This window comes from Streptosporangium sp. NPDC051022 (assembly GCF_040683035.1).
In the GTDB taxonomy this organism is placed as follows: Bacteria; Actinomycetota; Actinomycetes; order Streptosporangiales; family Streptosporangiaceae; genus Streptosporangium.
Window position 1 is genome coordinate 863,050 of sequence record NZ_JBFBCF010000001.1, and the last position, 19,998, is coordinate 883,047.

Annotated in this window: 24 protein-coding genes; 14 read left to right on the forward strand and 10 right to left on the reverse strand. The window is 70.6% G+C overall.

All coding sequences use genetic code 11. The features are described from left to right. The first annotated feature begins 35 nt into the window (after nucleotides 1-35). The 4 genes from AB0N02_RS04045 (at nucleotide 36) to AB0N02_RS04060 (ending at nucleotide 4,348) form a co-directional block, all read left to right on the forward strand. The gene (locus tag AB0N02_RS04045; RefSeq protein WP_363942393.1) at nucleotides 36-1,271 is read left to right on the forward strand and encodes an ABC transporter permease; all 1,236 of its coding nucleotides are present in this window, start codon (nucleotides 36-38) and stop codon (nucleotides 1,269-1,271) included. Continuing rightward, nucleotides 1,268-2,545, forward strand: coding sequence for an ABC transporter permease (locus AB0N02_RS04050; protein WP_363942395.1), 1,278 nt, complete (start codon nucleotides 1,268-1,270; stop codon nucleotides 2,543-2,545). Before AB0N02_RS04045 ends, AB0N02_RS04050 begins: the two co-directional genes overlap by 4 nt. Before the next feature lie 127 nt (nucleotides 2,546-2,672). After that, entirely contained in the window at nucleotides 2,673-3,068 is a 396-nt protein-coding gene (locus AB0N02_RS04055; protein ID WP_363942397.1) for a cytidine deaminase, read from the forward strand. A gap of 2 nt (nucleotides 3,069-3,070) precedes the next feature. Further along, nucleotides 3,071-4,348 carry a thymidine phosphorylase gene (locus AB0N02_RS04060; protein ID WP_363942399.1) on the forward strand — a complete coding sequence of 426 codons (1,278 nt, stop codon included), beginning with the start codon at nucleotides 3,071-3,073 and terminating at the stop codon, nucleotides 4,346-4,348. Between the two features lie 291 nt (nucleotides 4,349-4,639). Here AB0N02_RS04060 and AB0N02_RS04065 read toward each other — a convergent pair whose 3' ends face one another. Beyond that, the gene (locus AB0N02_RS04065) at nucleotides 4,640-5,032 is read right to left on the reverse strand and encodes a MarR family transcriptional regulator (RefSeq protein WP_363942401.1); all 393 of its coding nucleotides are present in this window, start codon (nucleotides 5,030-5,032) and stop codon (nucleotides 4,640-4,642) included. Nucleotides 5,033-5,118: 86 nt separating this feature from the next. On the opposite strand from AB0N02_RS04065, the gene AB0N02_RS04070 reads away from it, so the two are divergent. After that, nucleotides 5,119-6,543, forward strand: a complete 1,425-nt coding sequence (locus AB0N02_RS04070; RefSeq protein WP_363942404.1) for an MFS transporter — start codon at nucleotides 5,119-5,121, stop codon at nucleotides 6,541-6,543. Nucleotides 6,544-6,634: 91 nt separating this feature from the next. Here AB0N02_RS04070 and sigJ read toward each other — a convergent pair whose 3' ends face one another. After that, entirely contained in the window at nucleotides 6,635-7,528 is an 894-nt protein-coding gene (gene sigJ, locus AB0N02_RS04075) for an RNA polymerase sigma factor SigJ (protein ID WP_363942407.1), read from the reverse strand. A 109-nt stretch (nucleotides 7,529-7,637) separates the two neighbouring features. Between sigJ and AB0N02_RS04080 the strand changes: the two genes are divergently transcribed. The 4 genes from AB0N02_RS04080 to AB0N02_RS04095 all read left to right on the forward strand — a co-directional run bounded on the left by AB0N02_RS04080 (nucleotide 7,638) and on the right by AB0N02_RS04095 (nucleotide 10,202). After that, the gene (locus AB0N02_RS04080) at nucleotides 7,638-8,048 is read left to right on the forward strand and encodes a hypothetical protein (protein WP_363942409.1); all 411 of its coding nucleotides are present in this window, start codon (nucleotides 7,638-7,640) and stop codon (nucleotides 8,046-8,048) included. Between the two features lie 44 nt (nucleotides 8,049-8,092). Beyond that, entirely contained in the window at nucleotides 8,093-8,725 is a 633-nt protein-coding gene (locus AB0N02_RS04085) for a hypothetical protein (RefSeq protein WP_363942412.1), read from the forward strand. Nucleotides 8,726-8,777: 52 nt separating this feature from the next. Then, nucleotides 8,778-9,131: a cupin gene (locus AB0N02_RS04090; protein WP_363942414.1), complete on the forward strand. Its 354-nt coding sequence runs from the start codon at nucleotides 8,778-8,780 to the stop codon at nucleotides 9,129-9,131. 84 nt (nucleotides 9,132-9,215) lie between these two features. Next, nucleotides 9,216-10,202: an aldo/keto reductase gene (locus AB0N02_RS04095; protein WP_363942416.1), complete on the forward strand. Its 987-nt coding sequence runs from the start codon at nucleotides 9,216-9,218 to the stop codon at nucleotides 10,200-10,202. Between the two features lie 412 nt (nucleotides 10,203-10,614). Here AB0N02_RS04095 and AB0N02_RS04100 read toward each other — a convergent pair whose 3' ends face one another. Continuing rightward, nucleotides 10,615-10,932: a hypothetical protein gene (locus AB0N02_RS04100; RefSeq protein ID WP_363942419.1), complete on the reverse strand. Its 318-nt coding sequence runs from the start codon at nucleotides 10,930-10,932 to the stop codon at nucleotides 10,615-10,617. Nucleotides 10,933-10,985: 53 nt separating this feature from the next. Continuing rightward, the gene (locus tag AB0N02_RS04105; RefSeq protein WP_363942420.1) at nucleotides 10,986-11,213 is read right to left on the reverse strand and encodes a hypothetical protein; all 228 of its coding nucleotides are present in this window, start codon (nucleotides 11,211-11,213) and stop codon (nucleotides 10,986-10,988) included. A gap of 197 nt (nucleotides 11,214-11,410) precedes the next feature. Between AB0N02_RS04105 and AB0N02_RS04110 the strand changes: the two genes are divergently transcribed. From AB0N02_RS04110 to AB0N02_RS04120, 3 genes are all read left to right on the forward strand, one after another. Next, complete coding sequence (locus tag AB0N02_RS04110; protein WP_363942423.1) at nucleotides 11,411-11,686, forward strand: winged helix-turn-helix domain-containing protein; 276 nt, start codon at nucleotides 11,411-11,413, stop codon at nucleotides 11,684-11,686. A 175-nt stretch (nucleotides 11,687-11,861) separates the two neighbouring features. Next, entirely contained in the window at nucleotides 11,862-12,701 is an 840-nt protein-coding gene (locus tag AB0N02_RS04115) for a helix-turn-helix transcriptional regulator (protein WP_363942425.1), read from the forward strand. After that, entirely contained in the window at nucleotides 12,694-12,897 is a 204-nt protein-coding gene (locus AB0N02_RS04120; protein ID WP_363942428.1) for a DUF397 domain-containing protein, read from the forward strand. The genes AB0N02_RS04115 and AB0N02_RS04120 overlap by 8 nt, the downstream gene beginning before the upstream one ends. A 451-nt stretch (nucleotides 12,898-13,348) precedes the next feature. Here the strand turns inward: AB0N02_RS04120 and AB0N02_RS04125 are convergent, their stop codons facing one another. The 3 genes from AB0N02_RS04125 to AB0N02_RS04135 form a co-directional block, all read right to left on the reverse strand. Then, nucleotides 13,349-13,699, reverse strand: a complete 351-nt coding sequence (locus AB0N02_RS04125) for a hypothetical protein (protein WP_363942431.1) — start codon at nucleotides 13,697-13,699, stop codon at nucleotides 13,349-13,351. Nucleotides 13,700-14,167: 468 nt separating this feature from the next. After that, a complete protein-coding gene (locus AB0N02_RS04130; RefSeq protein WP_363942434.1) occupies nucleotides 14,168-14,377 on the reverse strand; it encodes a hypothetical protein in 210 nt (69 codons plus the stop codon). 409 nt (nucleotides 14,378-14,786) lie between these two features. After that, on the reverse strand, nucleotides 14,787-14,954 hold the full coding sequence (locus AB0N02_RS04135; RefSeq protein WP_363942436.1) for a hypothetical protein: 168 nt from the start codon (nucleotides 14,952-14,954) through the stop codon (nucleotides 14,787-14,789). A gap of 385 nt (nucleotides 14,955-15,339) precedes the next feature. Between AB0N02_RS04135 and AB0N02_RS04140 the strand changes: the two genes are divergently transcribed. Both AB0N02_RS04140 and AB0N02_RS04145 read left to right on the forward strand, forming a co-directional pair. Then, nucleotides 15,340-16,419 (forward strand): adenosine deaminase, encoded by a 1,080-nt coding sequence (locus tag AB0N02_RS04140; protein WP_363942439.1) that lies wholly within the window; start codon nucleotides 15,340-15,342, stop codon nucleotides 16,417-16,419. A gap of 28 nt (nucleotides 16,420-16,447) precedes the next feature. Beyond that, nucleotides 16,448-17,140: a hypothetical protein gene (locus tag AB0N02_RS04145; protein ID WP_363942442.1), complete on the forward strand. Its 693-nt coding sequence runs from the start codon at nucleotides 16,448-16,450 to the stop codon at nucleotides 17,138-17,140. Nucleotides 17,141-17,306: 166 nt separating this feature from the next. Here AB0N02_RS04145 and AB0N02_RS04150 read toward each other — a convergent pair whose 3' ends face one another. The 3 genes from AB0N02_RS04150 to AB0N02_RS04160 form a co-directional block, all read right to left on the reverse strand. After that, the gene (locus tag AB0N02_RS04150) at nucleotides 17,307-17,891 is read right to left on the reverse strand and encodes an I66 family serine proteinase inhibitor (protein WP_363942444.1); all 585 of its coding nucleotides are present in this window, start codon (nucleotides 17,889-17,891) and stop codon (nucleotides 17,307-17,309) included. Between the two features lie 340 nt (nucleotides 17,892-18,231). Continuing rightward, nucleotides 18,232-18,756, reverse strand: coding sequence for a universal stress protein (locus AB0N02_RS04155; protein ID WP_363942447.1), 525 nt, complete (start codon nucleotides 18,754-18,756; stop codon nucleotides 18,232-18,234). Further along, complete coding sequence (locus AB0N02_RS04160; protein WP_363942450.1) at nucleotides 18,753-19,970, reverse strand: SLC13 family permease; 1,218 nt, start codon at nucleotides 19,968-19,970, stop codon at nucleotides 18,753-18,755. Before AB0N02_RS04160 ends, AB0N02_RS04155 begins: the two co-directional genes overlap by 4 nt. Nucleotides 19,971-19,998 lie beyond the last annotated feature (28 nt).

A 19,998-nucleotide genomic window follows, 5' to 3' on the forward strand; every position in this document is an offset into this window, starting at 1 on the left:
GCGCGCGTGCGGGGCACCGCGCCCGGGAGGGCGGCATGAGTCCCGCGAACTCGACCTTCGCCGACCGGCTCCTCGGCCGGGCCAGGCTCGGCGGCCTGCTCTCGCTCGCCGCGCCGATCCTCGCCATCGTCTTCGCCGGCCTGATCACCTCGATCGTCCTGCTGATCACCGGTGACCCGCCGCTGGAGACGCTGGGCGTCATGGCCGACTACGGCGTGCAGCCGAGGTCGATCGTGCTGACGCTGAACTATGCGACGACCTACTACCTCTCGGCGCTGGCGGTGGCGGTCGGGTTCCGGATGAACCTGTTCAACATCGGCGTCGACGGGCAGTACCGCCTGGCCGCGCTCGTCGCGGCGGCGGTGGGCGGCGCGATCACGCTGCCCGGCCCGCTGCACGTCGCCGCCATCATCCTCGTCGCCATGCTGGTCGGCGCGGGCTGGGCGTCGATCGCCGGTCTGCTCAAGGTCAGGCGCGGGGTCAGCGAGGTCATCTCCACGATCATGCTGAACGCCATCGCGACCGCCCTCGGCTTCTGGCTGCTCAACAAGGACCGCTTCGCGGTCGAGGTCGCCGGCAGCAACAACATCGGTACCAAACCGCTCGGGCCGTCCGCCCAGGTGCCGGGGCTGGAGATCGTTCCGGGAACCCCGCTCAAGGTGTTCGGCCTGATCATCCTGGCGGTCGTCATGGGCGTGCTGTACCACGTGGTGCTCAACCGGACCCGCTTCGGCTTCGACCTGCGCGCCACCGGGCGCTCGGAGTCGGCGGCCGTGGCCAGCGGGGTCAACGTCAAGCGGATGGTCCTCGCCGCCATGGTCCTGTCGGGCGCGGTCGCGGGCCTGGTCGGCATGCCGCAGCTGCTCGGCGCCTCCTACAGCTACAGCCTCGACTTCCCCACCGGGCTCGGCTTCACCGGCATCGCGATCGCGCTGCTCGGCCGTAACAACCCCGTCGGCATCGCCCTCGGCGCCCTGCTGTGGGCCTTCCTCGACACCTCGTCGAACATCCTGCAGCTGCACGAGATCTCCCCGGAGATCGTCCGGATCATGCAGGGCACGATCGTGCTCTCGGTCATCGTCGCCTACGAGCTGGTCCACCGTTACCAGGTCTCCGCGGGACAGCGCCGGGTGAGCAGGGAGCTGGCGGGCGGGGAGCCCGTCCCAGCGGAAAGAACGGCCGTCCCCGCCGGAGAGACGTCCGCCCCGGCCGGTGGGACGTCCGCCCAGGCCGAAGGAGCGTCCGTCCGGGCCGAAGGAGCGTCGGAATGAGCGAGGGCAACCTCACCCTGACCAAGGCCCCGGCGGCCGAGCCGCCCAAGCCCCGCAGGTTCCGGATCACCTGGCAGATCCTGCTGTCCGCCTTCGGCGGCCTGGTCCTGCTGCTGTCGATCACCCGGGTCGTCACCGGCGCCGTCGACCTCACCTCGGCCGGGGCGATCAACGCCGCCGTCGCGCTGGCGGTCCCGATCGGGCTGGCCGGTCTGGGCGGCCTGTGGTCGGAGCGGGCCGGCGTGGTCAACATCGGCCTTGAGGGCATGATGGTCCTGGGCACCTGGTGCGGGGCCTGGGGGGCGATCCACTTCGCCAACCCCTGGGCCGGTGTCGTCGCGGGCGCGATCGGCGGAGCCCTCGGCGGCCTGCTGCACGCGATCGCGACCGTGACGTTCGGGGTCGACCACATCATCTCCGGTGTCGCGATCAACATCCTGGGCCTGGGCGTCACCGAGTTCCTCTCCAAGATCACTTTCGCCGAGATGCCGGGCGGCGGCGACTCCCAGTCGCCCCCGGTGCCCAAGCCGGGCATCGTGAGCGTGCCGGGGATCGAGGGCCCGCTGACCACGCTGGAGTCCAACCACTGGTTCCTCGTCTCCGACGTGGCGGGCATCCTGCGGGGCCTGCTGACGAACGTCTCGCTCTTCACCATCCTGGCGATCGTGCTGGTCCCGCTGACCTACTACCTGCTCTGGCGCACGGCGTTCGGCCTGCGCCTGCGCTCCTGCGGCGAGCGCCCGGTGGCGGCCGAGTCGCTGGGCGTCAACGTCTACTCGTACAAGTACGCCGCGGTGCTCGTCTCCGGCGCCCTGGCGGGTCTGGGCGGCGCGTTCCTGTCGCTGGTGGCCGCCAGCGCCTACCGTGAGGGACAGACCGGCGGCCGCGGCTTCATCGGTCTGGCCGCCATGATCTTCGGCAACTGGCGTCCGGGCGGCCTGGCCGCCGGCGCGATGCTGTTCGGCTACACCGACGGGCTCCAGCTGCGCAGGGGCGGGGAGTCGGTGCACGCGCTGCTGCTGGTGGTCGCGGTGCTCATCGCCGCCGCCGCGGTCTACCAGCTCGTCGCGCAGAAGCGCACCAGGGCCGCCCTGATCAGTGGGATCGCGGCGGTCGCCGTCTTCGTGGTGTTCGTGCTGACCGACACCATCCCGGCGGAGTTCACCTCGGTCACCCCGCACATCACCACGCTGCTGGTGCTGTCGCTGGCCGCCCAGCGGCTCCGGCCGCCCGCGGCCGACGGCGTGCCGTACCGCAGGGGACAGGCGAAGTGATCACGTCGATCGAGGTGGGGGCGACCGCCTGTCCCGTTCCGGAAGATGATGGGGGGAGGGCGGTCGTCCGTCCCGCCTCGGGACGCGGGGCGCGGGCGATCGTCCGGGCACGAGGGAGGCGAGCCGGATGAGCATCGACTGGAACGCGCTGAGGGCGGCGGCCGTACGGATCATGGAGCACGCCTACGCCCCCTACTCCGGATTTCCCGTCGGCGCCGCCGCGCTGGTCGACGACGGGCGGATCGTCTCCGGCTGCAACGTGGAGAACGCCTCCTACGGCATCGGCCTGTGCGCCGAGTGCGGGCTGGTCTCGGCGCTCCAGGCCACGGGCGGCGGCAGGCTGGTCGCGTTCACCTGCGTCAACGGGCGGGGAGAGCTGCTGATGCCGTGCGGCCGGTGCCGCCAGCTGCTGTTCGAGTTCGGCGGCCCCGACCTGCTAGTGGAGACCGTGGACGGCCCCAGGCCGATGACGGAGATCCTGCCGTACGCCTTCGGGCCGCACGACCTGAACCGGGGAGACTGAACGTGGACGTCATCGACGTCATCGTCACCAAGCGCGACGGCCGTGAGCTGTCCGCCGAGCAGATCGACTGGGTGGTCGACGCCTACACCAGGGGTGTCGTCGCCGACGAGCAGATGTCCTCGCTCGCGATGGCGATCCTGCTCAACGGCATGAACCGGCGGGAGATCGCCGGCTGGACCCGGGCCATGATCAGGTCGGGGGCCCGGATGGACTGGTCGGCGCTGCCGGGCCGTACCACGGACAAGCACTCGACCGGCGGCGTCGGTGACAAGATCACGCTGCCGCTCGCCCCGCTGGTCGCGGCGTGCGGCGGCTACGTTCCCCAGCTCTCCGGGCGGGGCCTGGGACACACCGGGGGCACGCTGGACAAGCTGGAGTCCATCCCCGGCTGGCGCGCCTCGCTGTCCGGCGACGAGATGCTCGACGTGCTCGGCAGGACGGGCGCGGTCATCTGCGCGGCCGGGGACGGGCTGGCCCCGGCGGACAAGAAGCTGTACGCGCTGCGCGACGTCACCGGCACCGTCGAGTCGATCCCGCTGATCGCCTCCTCGATCATGTCGAAGAAGATCGCCGAGGGCACCGGCGCGCTGGTGCTGGACGTGAAGGTCGGCTCGGGCGCCTTCATGAAGAGCGTGGAGCGCGCCCGTGAGCTGGCCACGACGATGGTCGGCCTGGGCACGGAGGCCGGGGTCCGCACCGTCGCGCTGCTCACCGCGATGGACCGGCCGCTGGGCCGGGCGGTGGGCAACGCGCTGGAGGTCGCCGAGTCCGTCGAGGTGCTCGCGGGCGGCGGCCCCGCCGACGTGGTCGAGCTGACCGTACGGCTGGCGCACGAGATGCTGGAGGCCGCCGGGCTGTCCGGCAAGGATCCGGAGCGGGCGCTGAAGGACGGCTCGGCGATGGACGTCTGGCGCCGGATGATCGCCGCCCAGGGTGGCGACCCGGACGCGCCGCTGCCCAGGGCCGCCGAGACCCTGGAGCTGACCGCGCCCTCGTCCGGCGTGCTGACCAGGCTCGACGCGTACGGCGTGGGCCTGGCCGCCTGGCGGCTCGGCGCGGGCCGGGAACGCAAGGAGGACCCGGTCTCCTTCGGCGCGGGCATCGTCCTGCACGCGGGCCCCGGCGACCACGTCCGCGAGGGACAGCCGCTGATGACCCTGCACACCGACGAGGCCTCCCGGTTCGACCGGGCGCTCGCCGCCCTGGAGGGCGCCTACGGCCTCGGCGAGGCCCCCGACCCGGACCTGCTGCCCCTGGTGATCGACCGCATCACCGCCTGAGGCCCGGCCGGCCGTGTCCCTACCGGGGCGAGCAGACGGGGCGAGCAGACGGGGCGGGCAGACGGGGCGGGCAGGGGCCAACGTCAGGTTCATCGGATACCGGTCGGCGTATCCGGCCACGCACGGGTTCTTCGCCCGCAGGTAGACGGCGTGCACGGGCCGTCGTAGCGGACGGCGACCGAGCCGGGGATCCTGTTCACCGGGAGCTCGGTGACCGGAAGGTCACGGTTGTCCGCGCGGAGCCGGGCGCGCCGGTGTCCGTGCGGAGCCGGGCGCGAGCGGGCGCCCGGTTCAGATCGCGGCCGGTTGGCCCTCGGGGGCGAAGAAGTCCGCCAGCACGGCGCGGTGGGTGGCCAGCGCCTCCGCGTGACGCGCGCGGCCCTCGTCGGTGATGAGGACGAAGACGCCCCGCCGGTCGTCCTCGCACATGCCCCGGCAGACCAGGCCCGCCTTCTCCAGGCGCGCGATGAGCCGCGAGCACGCGCTCTGGCTGAGGTGGACCGCGTCGGCCACCTCCTGGACCCGGTACTTCTCCTGGCCGCCCTCGACCATGCGCTCCAGGACCTCGAACTCGCTCATGCCCAGCCGATGTCGCTCAGAGAGCTCGCGTTCCAGCGCGCAGGAGGTGGCGGCGTGCTTGGCGAGCACATCACGCCACGCGCGGACTACGGACTCCTCGCTCATGATGCGGATCGTACCATGCGTGAACATCTAATGCATGCGAATTAAATTCCTTTGCATAAGATGCAGGCGCATGTATGGTTGCCCCCATGATCTCCTCCCCAAACGAAGAGCGCTGGGACGTGCGCCTGTGGGCCGCGCTCGCGGTCCTGTGCGCCGTCATCTTCCTCGACGCTCTTGACGTCTCGATGGTGGGAGTCGCCCTGCCTTCCATCCAGGCCGACCTCGGCCTGTCCACCTCCTCCCTGCAGTGGGTGGTCAGCGGCTACGTGCTCGGTTACGGTGGGCTGCTGCTGCTCGGCGGCCGCACCGCCGACCTGCTCGGGCGACGCAAGGTCTTCCTGGTCGCACTCGCCGTCTTCGTGGTCGCCTCGCTCCTCGGCGGCCTGGTCAACGACGGCACGACGCTGATCGCCGCCCGCTTCCTCAAGGGTGTGAGCGCCGCCTTCACCGCGCCCGCCGCGCTGTCCATCATCACCACGACCTTCGCCGAGGGCCCGGCCCGCAACAGGGCTCTCAGCATCTTCACCGCCTCCGGGGCCAGCGGCTTCTCCCTGGGCCTGGTCATCTCCGGCTTCCTGACCGAGCTCGGCTGGCGCTGGACGTTCCTCATGCCGGTGCCCGTCGCGATCATCGCGCTGCTGTCGGCGCTGAAGGTCCTGCCCAAGCGTCACGAGGAGAGGGCCGAGAGCGGCCACGACCTCGTCGGCGCGGTGACCATCACCGCCTCGATGCTGCTGCTCGTCTTCACCGTCGTCGAGGCTCCCGCCGCGGGCTGGCTCTCGCTCCGCACCATCGGCTCCCTGCTGGGCGCCGCCGTACTGCTGGCCGTGTTCGTAATGACCGAGCGGCGGGTCAGGCACCCCCTGGTACGGCTCGGCATCCTGCGGTCGGGGGCGATCGTCCGCGCCAACCTCGGCCTGGTGATCCTGTTCGGCTCCTACGTCGGCTTCCAGTTCGTGGCCATGCAGTACTTCCAGAACTTCCTGCACTGGTCGGCCCTGGAGACGGCGCTGGCCTTCCTGCCCGCCGGGCTGCTGGTGGCCGTGACGTCGACCAAGATGGGCAGCCTGGCCGACCGGTTCGGCACCGGCAAGCTGATCGCGGTCGGCTCGGCCGCGCTGGCGGGCGCGTTCGCCCTGTTCCTGCGCCTGGACGAGAACCCCAGCCTGGCCACGCTGATCATCCCCGGCATGGTCCTGGTGGGCATCGCCTTCGCCCTGTCCTTCCCCTCGCTCAACATCCAGGCCACCAACGGCGTCGCGGACGACGAGCAGGGACTGGCCTCGGGACTGCTCAACACCTCGGGACAGGTCGGCGGGGCGATCGTGCTGGCCGTCGTGACGGCCGTGCTCACCTCCACCGGCGGCGCCAACCCGCTGGACGCGTTCCACGCGGCGATCACGGTCTCCGCGATCCTCGCGGTGGTCGGCCTGCTGGTCGCCCTCACCGGTCTGCGCCGCCCCGCCGCGACTCCGGCCGTCGTGGAGGAGAGGGAGTTGGAGACCGTCTGAGAACGCTCGCGTGCCGTACGGGGAACACGGGCCCGTACGGCACGCGAGCAGGCCGCCGACGGGCACGGGGGTCCCGCCGGCGGCCTTAGTATCAGCCGTCCCGCGCCCACGGCCGCAGCTTCTCCGGATTGCGGACCGCCCAGATCCGGGTGACGCGGCCGTCGGCGACATCGAACGAGGCCACGGTCATGACGACGCCGGCATGCCGGGCCACCAGGCCCGGCACACCGTTGACCGACCGCTCCAGGAGTTCGAGCCCCGGAGCCTTGCCGGCGATGGCGACCATGTACCGGGCGATGCGCGCGCCGCCTTCGATCGGACGCAGGACGGTACCGACCATGCCGCCACCGTCGGCGATCATCACGGCTGCCGGGTCGAGGAGGTCGACGAGGGCCGCGATGTCCTTCGTCTCCCATGCCTCCTTGACATGCCGCACCGTGTCGGCCCGCCCGGCCGTGGTCACCGGAGCGCGCGCGACGCCCACCCGCCGCCGGGCGGAGGCCGCCAACTGCTTGCAGGCCGCGGGGGTCCGGCCGAGGACGCCGGCGATCTGGGCGAAGGGGTAACGGAAGACGTCGTGCAGGACGAACGCCACCCGCTCGGCGGGCGTCATCGACTCCAGGACGACGAGGAAGGCCATGGTCACCGATTCGTCCAGGACCATCTGGTCGGCGGGGTCGGTGCCATGGCCCCGGTCCCACTCGGCGCGGTCGGGCAGCGGCTCGGGCAGCCACGCGCCGACATAGCGTTCACGCCGGGCCCGCGCCGAGCCGAGCACGTCCAGGCAGACGCGGCCGGTCACCGTCGTCAACCACGCGCCGGGGGACACGATCTCCTCCTGCCGGCTTCGCGGCAGCGCGTACCAGCGCGCGTAGGCCTCCTGCACGGCGTCCTCGGCCTCGGCCAGTGAACCGAGCAACCGGTAGGCGACGTTGATCAGTTGGCGCCGCTCACCGGCTATCTCATCGGTGCTCGTCCCAGCCATCCCCATACTCCCGACCGCCTCCTCACCTTACCTTTCGCGGGCTCGCGTCGTCGGGCTGGTGAGACCTTGTCGATCTACTGCCCCCCGCGGCGGAATAGGGGACCTTGACATGACCACCCAGGCGACGGCGCAGCGCGGCCTCTCGTTTCTGCGGATCGCGATCACCCTGCAGACCCTGACCATCTTCCTTCAGGCGATCTCCGCCGGACTGCTGCTGACCTCGTCCTACGGAGAGACGCTGCACAGTGCCGGAGCCCGGGTGATGTACGGGGCGTCGATGCTCTACGTGCTCGCGGCGGTGCTGGCGTGGAAGCCGGGCGGCGGCTCGCCCCGGCCCGTCTGGCACGCGTCCGGTTTCCTTGTCCTCGCCTCCGTCCAGGTCGCGCTCGGCATCGCGCACGTACCGTCGGTCCATCTCCCCCTGGGCGTCCTGATGTTCGGGCTGAGCGTGCTGGCGCTGGCGCGGCGCGGGCTCGCCGCCGGTCAGGAAGCGGTCAAGGTGGATCTTCCCAAGTGGTGAACCTCTTCGGAGAGCTGGGCATCTAACGGGGCAGGAGGCTTACCATGAAGCGCACCCGCGTCGCCCTCGCCCTCGCCCTTGCTCCGTTCGTCCTGCTGACCGGCTGCGGAAACACGACCGCACCGGCCGCGCCGTCCGCGGCCCCGCCCGCCGCCGCCACGACAGACTCGTCCACGGCCGCGCCCACCCCGTCGACGGCCGTGCCCACGGGCTCGCCGTCCACCCCTCCGAGGGACGGGCTCAAGCCTCCGACGAGCACCAAGGAGGTCGAGGTCAAGCGGACCGCCGACGGTTCGGCGCTCGTCACCGGGGCGAGGTTCGCCGAGCACGAGGGGTTCGACCGGGTGGTGATCGACCTCAAGGGAAACGCGCCGGGATACAGCGTGCGCTGGGTGCCCGAGCTGGTCCAGGACGGTTCCGGCGATCCGATCGACGTCAAGGGCGGCGCCTACCTCCAGGTGACGATCACCCCGGCGAACGCGCACAGCGACTCCGGCTCCACGACCTGGTCCGGCGGCCCGGTCTTCCAGGCCGAGCTGGGCAACGTGCAGAACGTCGTCAAGACGGGCGACTTCGAGGGCATGGTGGGCGTGGGCATCGTCCTCGACCACAAGGCGGCCTTCCGGGTGCTGGAGCAGAAGAACCCGCAGCGCCTGATCGTCGACGTCGCGCACTGAACGCGGACGTTCGGAGATCGTGGTGTACGGCACGCGATGGCAAACTGGCCTGATGGTACGCAAAATCGACAATGCGACGCGCATCCCCGTCCCGGGTGGCAAGACCATCGACGAGTACGTCGGCAGGGTCAACAGCGGTGACGCCCAGATCTCGATCGCGCACATGACGGCTCCGCCGGGGTGGGACGAGCCCGCCCAGACGCCGGAGTTCACCGAGTACACCGTGGTGCTCAGGGGAACGGTCGTCGTGGAGCACGCCGAGGGCACCACCGAGGTCAACGCCGGACAGGCGTTCGTGAGCGAGCCGGGAGAGAAGATCCGCTACAGCTGCGGTCCCGACGGCGCCGAATACGTCGCCGTCTGCCTGCCCGCCTTCTCCCCGGAGATCGTCAACCGCGACGAGTGATCCGGGCTTGACCTGGAGCGCGCTCCACGTCCCAGACTCCTCTGCGGGGGCTCGGAGACAGCGGGCCGGAACAGAGGGGACGCCATGAAGTACCGCACCATCGGCACCGGCCCGGAGACCCGCCGCGAGGTGAGCGTGCTCGCGCTCGGCGCGATGCTCTTCGGGTCGGTGACCGACGAGAAGACCTCCTTCGCCATCCTGGACCGCTATGTCGAGGCGGGCGGGACGTTCATCGACACCTCCGACAACTACGCCTTCTGGGTCGACGGCGGTCAGGGCGGGCAGAGCGAGGAACTGCTCGGACGGTGGCGGCGCAGCCGTGGCGTCGGCGACGAGATCGTCATCGCCACCAAGCTGGGGGCACGGCCGCTCGCGCCCGGCACCGGCTACGTCGACAACGCTGAGGGACTGTCCGCGAAGGTGATCCGCGAATCCGCCGAACGCAGCCGGGAACGGCTCGGAGTGGACCGGATCGACCTGCTCTACGCGCACATCGAGGACCGGACGGTCCCGCTGCGCGAGACCGTCGAGGGCTTCGCCGAGCTGGTCGCGGAGGGAAGCGTCGGGCTGCTCGGGGCGAGCAACCACGCGATCTGGCGGGTCGAGCGGGCCCGCGCCATCGCCGCCGCGGCCGGACTGCCCGGCTACGAGGTCCTGCAGTACCAGCACAGCCACCTGCGCCCGCGCTTCGACGTGCCCGACCCGTTCTTCGAGGACGGCAGCCTCGGCCACGCCGGAGCCGAGTTGCTGAGTTACCTGCGGGCCGAGCCGGGCCTGACCCTGGTCGCCTACTCCCCGTTGCTCGGCGGGGCCTACGTCCGCGAGGACAAGCCGGTACCGGCTGACTACGACCACCCGGGCACGCCCGCCCGGCTGGCGGCGCTGCGCGAGGTTGCCCAGGAGACCGGGGCCACCGTGAACCAGGTGGTGCTGGCCTGGCAGATCGGCGGCCCGCTGCCGGTGATCCCGCTGGCGGGGGCGTCCTCGGTCGCGCAGCTGGAGGAGAACCTGGCCGCGGTCGACCTGGAACTGACCGAGGACCAGCGCACCCGCCTGGACGCCGTGCACTAGGCACGTCCGGGGGCCGGCCGGGAGGATGACTGCGCCGGATGGGCCACGTCCGGCCCACCCGTGGTGCACGTGCTTCGCTGGTGCGCCCGTCGCCCATTCCGCCTCATGCCCGTCCTGTTGCGTGGGGGGAGGGCGGTGGCCGTCCCGTGCTGGGGATGTGTGGTGGGAGTTCCGGAGCCGTGCCGGGTGTGGCTTCTCCGGGATGGCGGGAACCGCGTTGGAGTGCGATCCGGGCCCCTCCTCCCGGACCGCACGCGGGGTGGTACGGCGGCACACGCCGGGGAAGGGCGCCGCCGTACCGGTCTTCAGGGGATGCCCCCGGCCTTCGGACCTTTCAGGGTGACCTGCGGTCTTTCGCGAGAACCGCCGGGAGGCTCTCACGGGGAGGTGCCGGAGGGCTTGCGAAGGAATGTCAGAGGGCGATCGGCTCGCGTGGGGTGGGTACGGGCGCGACGATCCGGCGCTGACGGTCCAGGGGAGCCGGGAACAGGTCGGTGGAGTCGGTCAAGAACAGGGCGGCGGTGGCATGGATGGTCTCCGCCTCGCGTATCCGCTCCTCCAGCCCTTCCGGGGTGAGGTCGTGAAGCATCAGGGGTTCGGAGGCGGGCCAGGCGGCGAAGGCGTGGAAGTGTCGGCTGCCGGTGCCGTACAGCACCACCCATCCCGGCCACGCCGCCCCCAGCAGTTCGGCCTCGGCACGGGCCCGGCCGTCCCACACACGCCGATGCACCGGAACGTGCTCCTGCCCGGCACGGTGCCGTCCGGGAGGGCGGGACCGCCTGATCACGGAGTCACCTGGCCGTTGGCCCGCGTGGCCTTCTCCTCCTGCTGGGCCACCTTGGCGAGCAGCTCGTCGAGGGTGTCGCCGTCCACGGTACGTTCGGCTCCCGCGCCGAGTTCGGCATCGGTGAACGGCACGGCCCGCGAGGCCCACAGCCGTCTCTTGTCGCTGTGGATCACCCGCCAGCCCGGAATCACGGGTTCTGGGGGAGCGGTTTCGGGATTCTCCATGGTGCACCTCCTTTGCGATCATGAACCTGGCTGGGGAAGCTTCCCTCCGGCCAGGTCCGCCTGTCGGAGCGCGGTCAAGCGAGTTAGCTGTGGTGAAACCATGTCCATGCGTGCCTATACCTGCCTATGCCTGCCTAGGCGTGTCTAGGCATGCCTCATATCGCCTGAGCATGCCTGAACGGAATACGGTCACGAACATGATCGATTTCGAGCCCGGGCGTCCCAAGTGGGAGCAGGTCGCGGAGCTGTTCGAGCAGCGCATTCACAGCGGTGAATGGCCACCCGGATACAAGGTTCCGAGCATCGTGGCGATCATGGGCGAGTACGCCGTCGGGAACAACACCGCCCGCCATGTGCTCCAGCACCTGCGTGACCTGCGACTCGTCAAGCTCGTGCCCAGTCTCGGTACCTTCGTGCTGCCGCCGGAGCGTTCCGGACAGAAAGCCTCCGAAGGGACGCGCAAGGCGCCGTGACGAAGCCCGAACGATCCCTGGTCGGCGGGATCCGCAAGGCGGAGGGCGACTCCCTTGTGTCATCGTTTCATCGCTGACTGTAGTGGTGCGTGGGCTCATCATGGGCCTGAACTGTGCACGGCCGCAAGTGCTGTTCTTGTAGAAATCCCGCCGAGGCCCCAGCACACTGAGCGCCATGACGAAGAGCCCCACGGTCCGGCACCGTCGCCTGGGCCGTGAACTGCGCCGACTCCGTGAAGCCGCCGGTCTCATGCCGGAGGCGGCGGCTCGCCAGCTCGGCTGGAGCCGGCCGAAGGTCAACCGGATCGAGAACGCCAAGCTTCTGCCCAGCGTCGTGGACGTCGGTCACGCCTGTGACCTGTTCGGCGCCGACTCGGCCACCAAGGCCGGGCTGATCCAGCTCTGCAAGGACGCAGCCGTGCGCGGCTGGTGGACGGCCTACTCGGACGTGCTCTCCAGCTCGTACGTGGTCCTGGAGTCCGAGGCGATCGCCATCCGCACCTGGGAACCGCTCCTGATCCCCGGTCTGCTCCAGAACGAGGAGTACGCTCGCGCGATCATCCAGGCCGGACGGCCGGGGCTTGACGACACCGAGCTCAAGCGGCGGGTCGACGCCAGGATGACGCGCAAGATCACCTTGCTGGGCTCGAACGCACCGGCCTTCCATGCCTTGCTGGACGAGGGTGCTCTGCGCCGACCTGTTGAGCCGCCGAGCGTCATGGCCGATCAGCTCGGTGACATCCTCCAGGTCGTCGACCGGCCGAACGTCACCATCCAGGTCCTTCCACTGCGTGCGGGCGTGCACAGCGGGCTCGAAGGTGCCTTCAGCGTGCTGTCGTTCGGCGCGGAGGATCCGGACGTGGGCTACACCGGCTCACCCGGCGGTGTCGTGTACGTGGAGGCGGCGGACCAGGTTCGTGACCTTACGCTGACCTTCGAGCGCCTCGCCTCGATGGCGCTGTCCCCCGAGAAGTCCGCGGACCTCATTGCCGCAGCAAGGAGTGATCATGAGTGAGCTTCCCGACCTGACTGGTGCCCGCTACCGCAAGTCCAGCCTCAGCGGCAGCGACGACAACTGCGTGGAGGTGGCCACGAACCTCCCGGGCGTCGTCGCCGTGCGTGACAGCAAGGATCCCTCCGGCCCGGCGCTGGCCTTCACCCCGGCCGCCTGGAACCACTTCCTGACGGGCGTTCGCGGGGGAGACATCTGATCCCGAACCGGCCCTGAGCCGTACGGCGGGCGAGGACCGCTCGCCGTACGGCGACGGGCCACGCGGACGAACCTCGTCACCGGCATCACGCTTCCGGTCGGCAACGGACGGCCTTTCGCCTCGTTCGACGCGATGGACGGCATCCGCTCGGGCCATACCCGGTAGACCACGGCCTATCTGGCCAAAGCCGCCTGACCGATTGCGCATGACGCGGGGGCGATCACATGAGACTTTTCATGAGAACGTGCATTCCGGCTCGTCACGGACGCGAAATGGCGCGGAAGCGAAGGAAGCCATGACGGAGAAGTCATTCCAGGTCGAGCCGCTCGCCTACGTGGTCGGTGGACGTGTTGAACCGACGGACGATTACTGGGGCGGTACCCCTTCCATCGTTCGCATCGACGAATCCCGATTCGGCACCTACGTCCTCAGGGCTTTGAGATGTTCCGTGTCATGAGACGGCGCCGGTGCTTTCGGCGGACGGGCGGAGCCGGTTCAGTGAGACCAGGGCCAGTGGGCGCCAGTGTTCGGCACACGCCACCGGGACGGCCACCCAGTCTTTCATCGGGCGGTGTTTGCCCGATGGGTCGAACAGCTCCGCGCCGGGCAGGGCCAGTGCCTCGGTGTGCTCGGCGGTACCGGCCATGAGCTTGAACGCCAGCGTGCCGCCCAGAAGACAGGCGAAGGCCTTCGACTCGTGCTTCAGGGCACGCTTACCGAACATCTGGGAAGTCACAGCGCCATGGCGGCCCAGATCCTCGGCCAGATCGTCGAACGCGGCCCGTGCCTCCGATTCGCTCATGCCGTCACGCTAGCCGTGTTCCCCCATGGGGGTCTCATCGTCGGTGAGACGTTATGCAAGATTCGCCGTACGGCGAAGCCTCCCGGAGACCCGGCCGGGTGCGGGCTGCGCCGGGTGGGCCACGTCCGGCCCACCCGTGGAACACGTGCTTCGGTGATGCGGCCGATGCCCACCCCATCCTCCCCCCTCCCACAGGGATCGGGACGCCCATCGGGGTTCTCGGGGTTCCGGGGGTATCCGCAGGGGGCGGGACGCCCACCGGGGCCCGGGGCTCCGGGGAGGGGGCGTGGAAATCAGCGGTGGAGGCAAACATCTGCGGTTTTCCCGGTACCGGACCTGACCTGTCATTCCGTCGGGTCCAGGCCGGTGCCGACGCGTCCGAGCCGCTGAAGCGGCAATGGCTTCCGCCCTGCCGCCGAATCCGCGCCGATCCTCCTCGGAGGCCCTTTCACATGCCTACCAGTGGGGTCAGGTCATCTGGACGCACGTGTTGTAGGTGGCCGCCGCCCGCTCGGCGGCGACGTTCTCGCTCATGCCGGAGGAGCGCCAGAGGTGGTAGGCGTAGTTGGCCGCCTGCACGCAGTCGGCGCTGGCGTTGGCCGGTGCGGCGGAGATCGCGAACGTGGCCGTGGTGGACGCGGCGACCACGGTCGCTGCGATCAGGGTGCGGATACGCATGGTGAAGTTCCTTTCAAGGGGGGTGTCACGGGTAACGACGCTCGGAGCCGATTCGAGGCCGGGCCGGGAGCGGTACGGTCCTGCTCCTCGGGGACGTCGGCCACGCCTGGGCGGCGCGGACGGGGGAAGCCACCGTGAGCGATCACGACAGAGCACCCCGGTCCGACCCCGAACACGGTTCCTCCGGGTGCCCACCACCGAGGCCCTCGAAGCCGGTGATTCTTGGAGGGCTTCGTGGTTTCGGCTGTGGATCCGGCGAAGCGGTGTCTGACCCGTGTTCGCGGGAAACCCGTGCTTATGGAAGAACGGCCGATCCGCTCGGCTCCGCTCTGGAGACGTCGCAGGCCGGAGGCCGTTTCGTGGATTTACGGCCGGTACCGCCGGGCTTTTTGCTCGCGGTCGGAGCCGGTTACTTGCGGTCGGCGCCGGGCGGACGGCAGGCGGGACCGTTCGGGCCGGTGGTGCAGGGCTGCGGAGGTTGGCCCTGTGCCTCGGCCGGAAGGGACAGTGTCCCCACGAAGGCCGCGGCCGACAGCGCGACGGCGACAAGGGTGAACGCGGGACGGAGAGGGGTCACATGGGCTCCTGTGGGAGTGCGGCGGACGCGAGATCCGAATTCTGTGTCTACGGTCACCGGATGCCCCGATGATCTCCGGTGCCGTACTGCCGATTTTTGGCCAGCGACCGCGCCCCGGGTTCCTCCCGCCGAATGATCTTCTGTCTCCCCTGTGAGGGGGAGGGCCTACATAGGCGTCGCACCACGGGTGGACTGGAACCGTCCCGTCCGGCGCAGCGGGCTGTCAGCACCGAAACATCTCCACATACCGGCCGGGGCCCGGAGGTCGTCGCGGTCGCGGCGATGGGTTCGCACGGGCCGCTCGGCGCGGCCGTTTCACGGATCGACGTGGGGCGGCCGCGGCGGCGTTGCCGTCACTTCCGGACCACCCGTCTAGGATGATGAGATGAGTCAGCCACTCGCCCTTGAGGAGATCCGCCAGGCTCCCAAGGTGTTGCTCCACGACCACCTCGACGGTGGTCTACGGCCGGAGACGATCATCGAGCTGGCGCGCGAGACGGGATACGACAGGCTCCCCACGACCGATGTGGACGGCCTGCGGGACTGGTTCCGGGAGTCCTCCGACTCCGGTTCGCTGGAGCGCTACCTCGAGACCTTCGACCACACGGTCGGCGTCATGCAGACGCGTGACGCCCTGGTCCGCGTCGCCGCCGAGTGCGCGGAGGACCTGGCGGCCGACGGCGTGGTCTACGCCGAGGTACGGTACGCACCCGAGCAGCACACCTCGGCGGGCCTGAGCCTCGAAGAGGTGATCGAGGCCGTGCTCGAGGGGTTCAGGATCGGTTCGCGGGGACGCGGCATCAAGGTGGGCACCCTGCTCACCGCCATGCGTCACCAGGCCAGGTCCATGGAGATCGCCGAGCTGGCCGTACGGTACCGCGACGTCGGCGTGGCGGGTTTCGACATCGCCGGGGCCGAGGCCGGCTACCCGCCCACCCGCCATCTGGACGCCTTCGAGTACCTCCAGCGGGAGAACTCCCACTTCACCATTCACGCCGGTGAGGCCTTCGGGCTGCCGTCGATCTGGCAGGCGATCCAGTGGTGCGGCGCCGACCGGCTCGGTCACGGCGTCCGGATCATCGACGACATCACGGTCTCCGACGACGGTGAGGCCAAGCTGGGACGCCTGGCGGCCTACGTCCGTGACAAGCGCATCCCGCTGGAGATGTGCCCGACCTCCAACCTGCAGACCGGCGCCGCGACCTCCATCGCCGAGCACCCGATCGGCCTGCTCCGCGGGCTCCACTTCCGTGTCACGGTCAACACCGACAACCGGCTGATGAGCGGCACCTCCGTCTCCGAGGAGTTTGCCAAACTGTCCGAGGCGTTCGGCTACGGCTGGGACGATATGCAATGGTTCACCATCAATGCCATGAAGTCGGCGTTCCTGCCGTTCGACGAGCGTCTGGCGCTCATCAACGGCGTCATCAAGCCCGGGTTCGCGCGGCTGAAGTGGCAGGCGTGATCGGGGTCGTACGAGCGGAGTCAGCGGGATGAAGCAGGTGTTCCGGTCGAAGGCCGCGATGGCCCTCGGCTGGCTCTGGATGGCCTTCGCCGCGTTCAACGCGGTCGATCTGGGCGTCCGCTACAGCGGGTCGTCCTCGATGATCGCCGCGGCGGTGCTGGCCGTGCTGACCGCGCTGGTCTTCATCACCTGCCTGCGTCCGGCGATCGTCCTCGGCGAGGACGGCGTGCTGGTCCGCAACCCGCTGAGGAACACCTTCGTGCCGTGGCGGCGGGTGGACGAGGTCGCGGTCTCCCACTCGATCACGATCACCTCGGGGGATCGGACCGTGCGGTGCTGGACACCGCAGACCTCGGGCCGCGAACGGGCGGCGGCAGCGCGCAGGGGAAGGCCGTCGACCTCCCGGGGACGCTACCGGACCGAGCCTGTGCGTTCGAAGGCGGAACAGGCCGCGGCCGAGGCGTTGACGGGCAAGACGCACGCCGACTGGGTGGCCGAGCAGATCACCGAGCGGGCCGAGTCGGCCAGGCGGAGGTCGTCCGGCGCCACGGGAGCCCAGCCCGTCTCCGAGACGCCCGCCACGGACGCTCAGCCCACCCGTGAGACGCCCGCCGAGGGCGCTCGGCCGGATCCCGGCGCGCTCACGACGACCTGGTCTCCGAGTGCCCTGGCCGCCCTGGCGGCGGCCGCCGTCGTGATCGTCGCCGCCTTCATCGTCTGACGCCGGGCCCAACCCCGAGCCCGGCACCGAGCCCCGTACCAGGCCCAGCGCCGGGTTCGACGCCGTCGAAGCCGACGCCGAGCCCGGCACCGAATCCGGCACCGAATCCAGCACTGAATTCGGCGCCGGGCCCGGCGGCAGACGGGTGGAGACGGGAGACCGAGGGTCAGCGCACGGCCTCGATGGTGAACAGCGGGCCCCGGACATCCGGGGGAAGCAGCACGACCCGCTTGGGCAGCAGGCTGCGGTCTTCGACGAAGTGGCGGCCGATGTACTGGCCGGTTTCCGCCAGTCTGATCCTGGCGACCCGGGCCACGCCGTCGAGCTCGTCGGACACGAGCTCATCGGACGCGAGGTCGTCCGTCTCGTCCGAGGGAGGCTGCTCGATGACGAAGACCGAGTTGGGGGGCACCGGGCCGGGCCCGCTCACCTGGAGCTGGCTGAGGGGCTCGGTGGTGGGGGCGTAGACCAGGCCGCCGGTGTTCTCGTCGAGGAACCGGACGCCGCCGGGAGCGGGCAGGACGCGGAACCTGGCGGCGGGAGGCGTGGGCAGCAGGGCGGCGAAGACCCTGTTGTGGATGTTCACCACGTGCGCCCCGCCGACCTTGAGGATGACCCTGGGCGGGTAGGGAGCCGTGCTCGTATCGGGGGCGGTGGAGGCGGCGGCGGGCAGTCCGGGAGCCAGGACGGTGGTCAGGACGGCCACCAGGGTGGCGGCCAGGGCGGCCAGGCGGGTGCGGATCAGGCGCATGCTTTCTGCCTTTCCTCTGAGTTTCGGGGTCAGAGGGGCCGGGTGAGGGATTGTCCCGGCACCACATGTCACAGAAAGCATGCGGTCAGTTACATTCGGTGGCTGTAGCTTCAGGGTGACGCTGTCCTACCGCCCCTCGGCCCGATACCGCGAGCCACGCGAGGCCTGTACGGCGCGTCACACGAAGCCTGTGCCGGGGTCACCGAAGCCTGTGCCGGGGGCACGCGAGGTCTGTACCGGGGTCATACGAGGTCCGTACCACGGGTCACGCGAGATCCGCGCCGAAACTCACGCCAGGGGAAACGGGCCCGTCATGGCCGGCGGGCGCGTCCGGGCCGGGCTACCGGTGGTGCTCCGGAGGGGGCGGTGGCGGCGGGACCGTGGCCGTTCCGGGGGCGGGAGCGGTGGCGGGGCCGGGGCCGGGGCCGGGCCAGACCAGCAGTACGGGACAGGGGGCGTGGTCGACGACGAAGCGGCTGGCGGGGCCGAGGCTGCGCGGCCCGAGGTGGGAACGGTCTCCGTCACGGGCGAGGACGAGCAGGTCGGCGCCTTCGGCCTCGGCGACGACCTCCCGCTCGGTGCGCCCCGAGCGTTCCCTCATGGCGCACGGGCGTCCCAGCCGTGCGGTCGCGGCGGCCAGGAGTTCTTCGGCGGAGGCGGCGGCCAGGTGTTCCATCGCCGTGCCGGGGTCGCGTCCGGGGTGTGCGCGGCCGAGCAGCCCGGCGTAGGCGCCGTGGGCGGTGCCGGGCACGTCGTGGCCGGTGACGTGCAGCAGGACGATGTCGGCGTCGCCGGGCGCGTACGTGCGGACGGCGTCGACGCAGGCGGGCCAGGTGGCCTCGACGACCCATGCGATGACGATCACGGTGTTCCGCCTCCGATCACGTGGAGTGACATCCACAGTGCCACCACCGCGAGTATCAGGGCGGCGGGTGTGGCCAGCAGGCCGAGCCGGGTGAACTCGCCCAGATTCACGTCGCTGTCGTGTTCGCGCACGATCCGCCGCCACAGCAGGGTGGCCAGGGAACCCGCGTAGGTGAGGTTGGGGCCGATGTTCACCCCGATCAGCACCGCCAGGACGGCTCCGGGCCCGGCGGGGGCGGTCAACGGCAGCAGGACCAGTACGGCGGGCAGATTGTTGATCACGTTGGCCAGGACCGCGGCCAGTGCCGCGACGCCCAGCAGGGCGGGCAGGCCGGTGCCGCCGGGGATCAGGTGGCCCAGCGTGCCGGCGAGGCCGTTGTCGACGACCGCGCGGACCACGATTCCCAGCGCCAGGACGAAGGCCAGGAAGGGCAGCGCCGCGGCGCGCACGATGGCCGTGGGGGTGGTACGGCGCTGGGCCAGGGCGCGGACGGCGAGCACGACCGCGCCGGCGAAGGCCGCCCACGCGGGGTTGAGGCCGACCGCGGAGGTCAGCACGAATCCGGCCAGTGTGCACGCCACCGTGGCGAGCGCGAACACCGGCGTCTCACGGGCCCCGGCGGCGGGCGGAGCCTGGGCGCCGGCGTCCAGGTCGGTGGCGAAGAACCACCGGATGATCACGTACTCGGCGGCGACGGCGACCAGCCAGGGCAGTGCCATCAGGGCGGCGAATCGGGTGAAGCCCAGGCCACTGGCCTCGAACGCGAGCAGGTTCGTCAGGTTGGAGACCGGCAGCAGCAGCGAGGCCGTGTTCGCCAGGTGGGTGCAGGCGTACACGTGCGGTTTGGGCCGGGCACCCAGCCTGGCGGCGGTGGCGAACACCACCGGGGTCAGCAGCACCACCGTGGCGTCCAGGCTGAGCACCGCGGTCGTCAGCGAGGCGACCGCGAACACCTGCGCCAGAAGCCTGCGGGGGCGTCCCGCCGCGGTGCGGGCCATCCACGTTCCGCAGGCGTGGAACAGGCCCTCGTCGTCGCACAGCTGGGCGAGCACGAGTACGGCGGCGAGGAAACCGATCACCGGCCCCAGCCGGGACATCTCGGCCACCGCGTGGTCCACGGAGATCGCGCCGGTGGCGATGACCACGCCCGCGGCCGGGACGGCGACGACGGCCTCCGGCCAGCCCCACGGGCGCATCACCGCGCAGGCCAGCACCGCCAGGAGCAGGACGACCGAGAGTGCT

Coding starts and splice junctions, on each gene's coding strand:
- AB0N02_RS04045 (WP_363942393.1), top strand. CDS start 36: ATGAGTCCCGCGAACTCGACCTTCGCCGACCGGCTCCTCGGCCGGGCC.
- AB0N02_RS04050 (WP_363942395.1), top strand. CDS start 1,268: ATGAGCGAGGGCAACCTCACCCTGACCAAGGCCCCGGCGGCCGAGCCG.
- AB0N02_RS04055 (WP_363942397.1), top strand. CDS start 2,673: ATGAGCATCGACTGGAACGCGCTGAGGGCGGCGGCCGTACGGATCATG.
- AB0N02_RS04065 (WP_363942401.1), bottom strand. CDS start 5,032: ATGAGCGAGGAGTCCGTAGTCCGCGCGTGGCGTGATGTGCTCGCCAAG.
- AB0N02_RS04070 (WP_363942404.1), top strand. CDS start 5,119: ATGATCTCCTCCCCAAACGAAGAGCGCTGGGACGTGCGCCTGTGGGCC.
- sigJ (WP_363942407.1), bottom strand. CDS start 7,528: ATGGCTGGGACGAGCACCGATGAGATAGCCGGTGAGCGGCGCCAACTG.
- AB0N02_RS04080 (WP_363942409.1), top strand. CDS start 7,638: ATGACCACCCAGGCGACGGCGCAGCGCGGCCTCTCGTTTCTGCGGATC.
- AB0N02_RS04085 (WP_363942412.1), top strand. CDS start 8,093: ATGAAGCGCACCCGCGTCGCCCTCGCCCTCGCCCTTGCTCCGTTCGTC.
- AB0N02_RS04090 (WP_363942414.1), top strand. CDS start 8,778: ATGGTACGCAAAATCGACAATGCGACGCGCATCCCCGTCCCGGGTGGC.
- AB0N02_RS04095 (WP_363942416.1), top strand. CDS start 9,216: ATGAAGTACCGCACCATCGGCACCGGCCCGGAGACCCGCCGCGAGGTG.
- AB0N02_RS04105 (WP_363942420.1), bottom strand. CDS start 11,213: ATGGAGAATCCCGAAACCGCTCCCCCAGAACCCGTGATTCCGGGCTGG.
- AB0N02_RS04110 (WP_363942423.1), top strand. CDS start 11,411: ATGATCGATTTCGAGCCCGGGCGTCCCAAGTGGGAGCAGGTCGCGGAG.
- AB0N02_RS04115 (WP_363942425.1), top strand. CDS start 11,862: ATGACGAAGAGCCCCACGGTCCGGCACCGTCGCCTGGGCCGTGAACTG.
- AB0N02_RS04120 (WP_363942428.1), top strand. CDS start 12,694: ATGAGTGAGCTTCCCGACCTGACTGGTGCCCGCTACCGCAAGTCCAGC.
- AB0N02_RS04125 (WP_363942431.1), bottom strand. CDS start 13,699: ATGAGCGAATCGGAGGCACGGGCCGCGTTCGACGATCTGGCCGAGGAT.
- AB0N02_RS04130 (WP_363942434.1), bottom strand. CDS start 14,377: ATGCGTATCCGCACCCTGATCGCAGCGACCGTGGTCGCCGCGTCCACC.
- AB0N02_RS04140 (WP_363942439.1), top strand. CDS start 15,340: ATGAGTCAGCCACTCGCCCTTGAGGAGATCCGCCAGGCTCCCAAGGTG.
- AB0N02_RS04145 (WP_363942442.1), top strand. CDS start 16,448: ATGAAGCAGGTGTTCCGGTCGAAGGCCGCGATGGCCCTCGGCTGGCTC.
- AB0N02_RS04150 (WP_363942444.1), bottom strand. CDS start 17,891: ATGCGCCTGATCCGCACCCGCCTGGCCGCCCTGGCCGCCACCCTGGTG.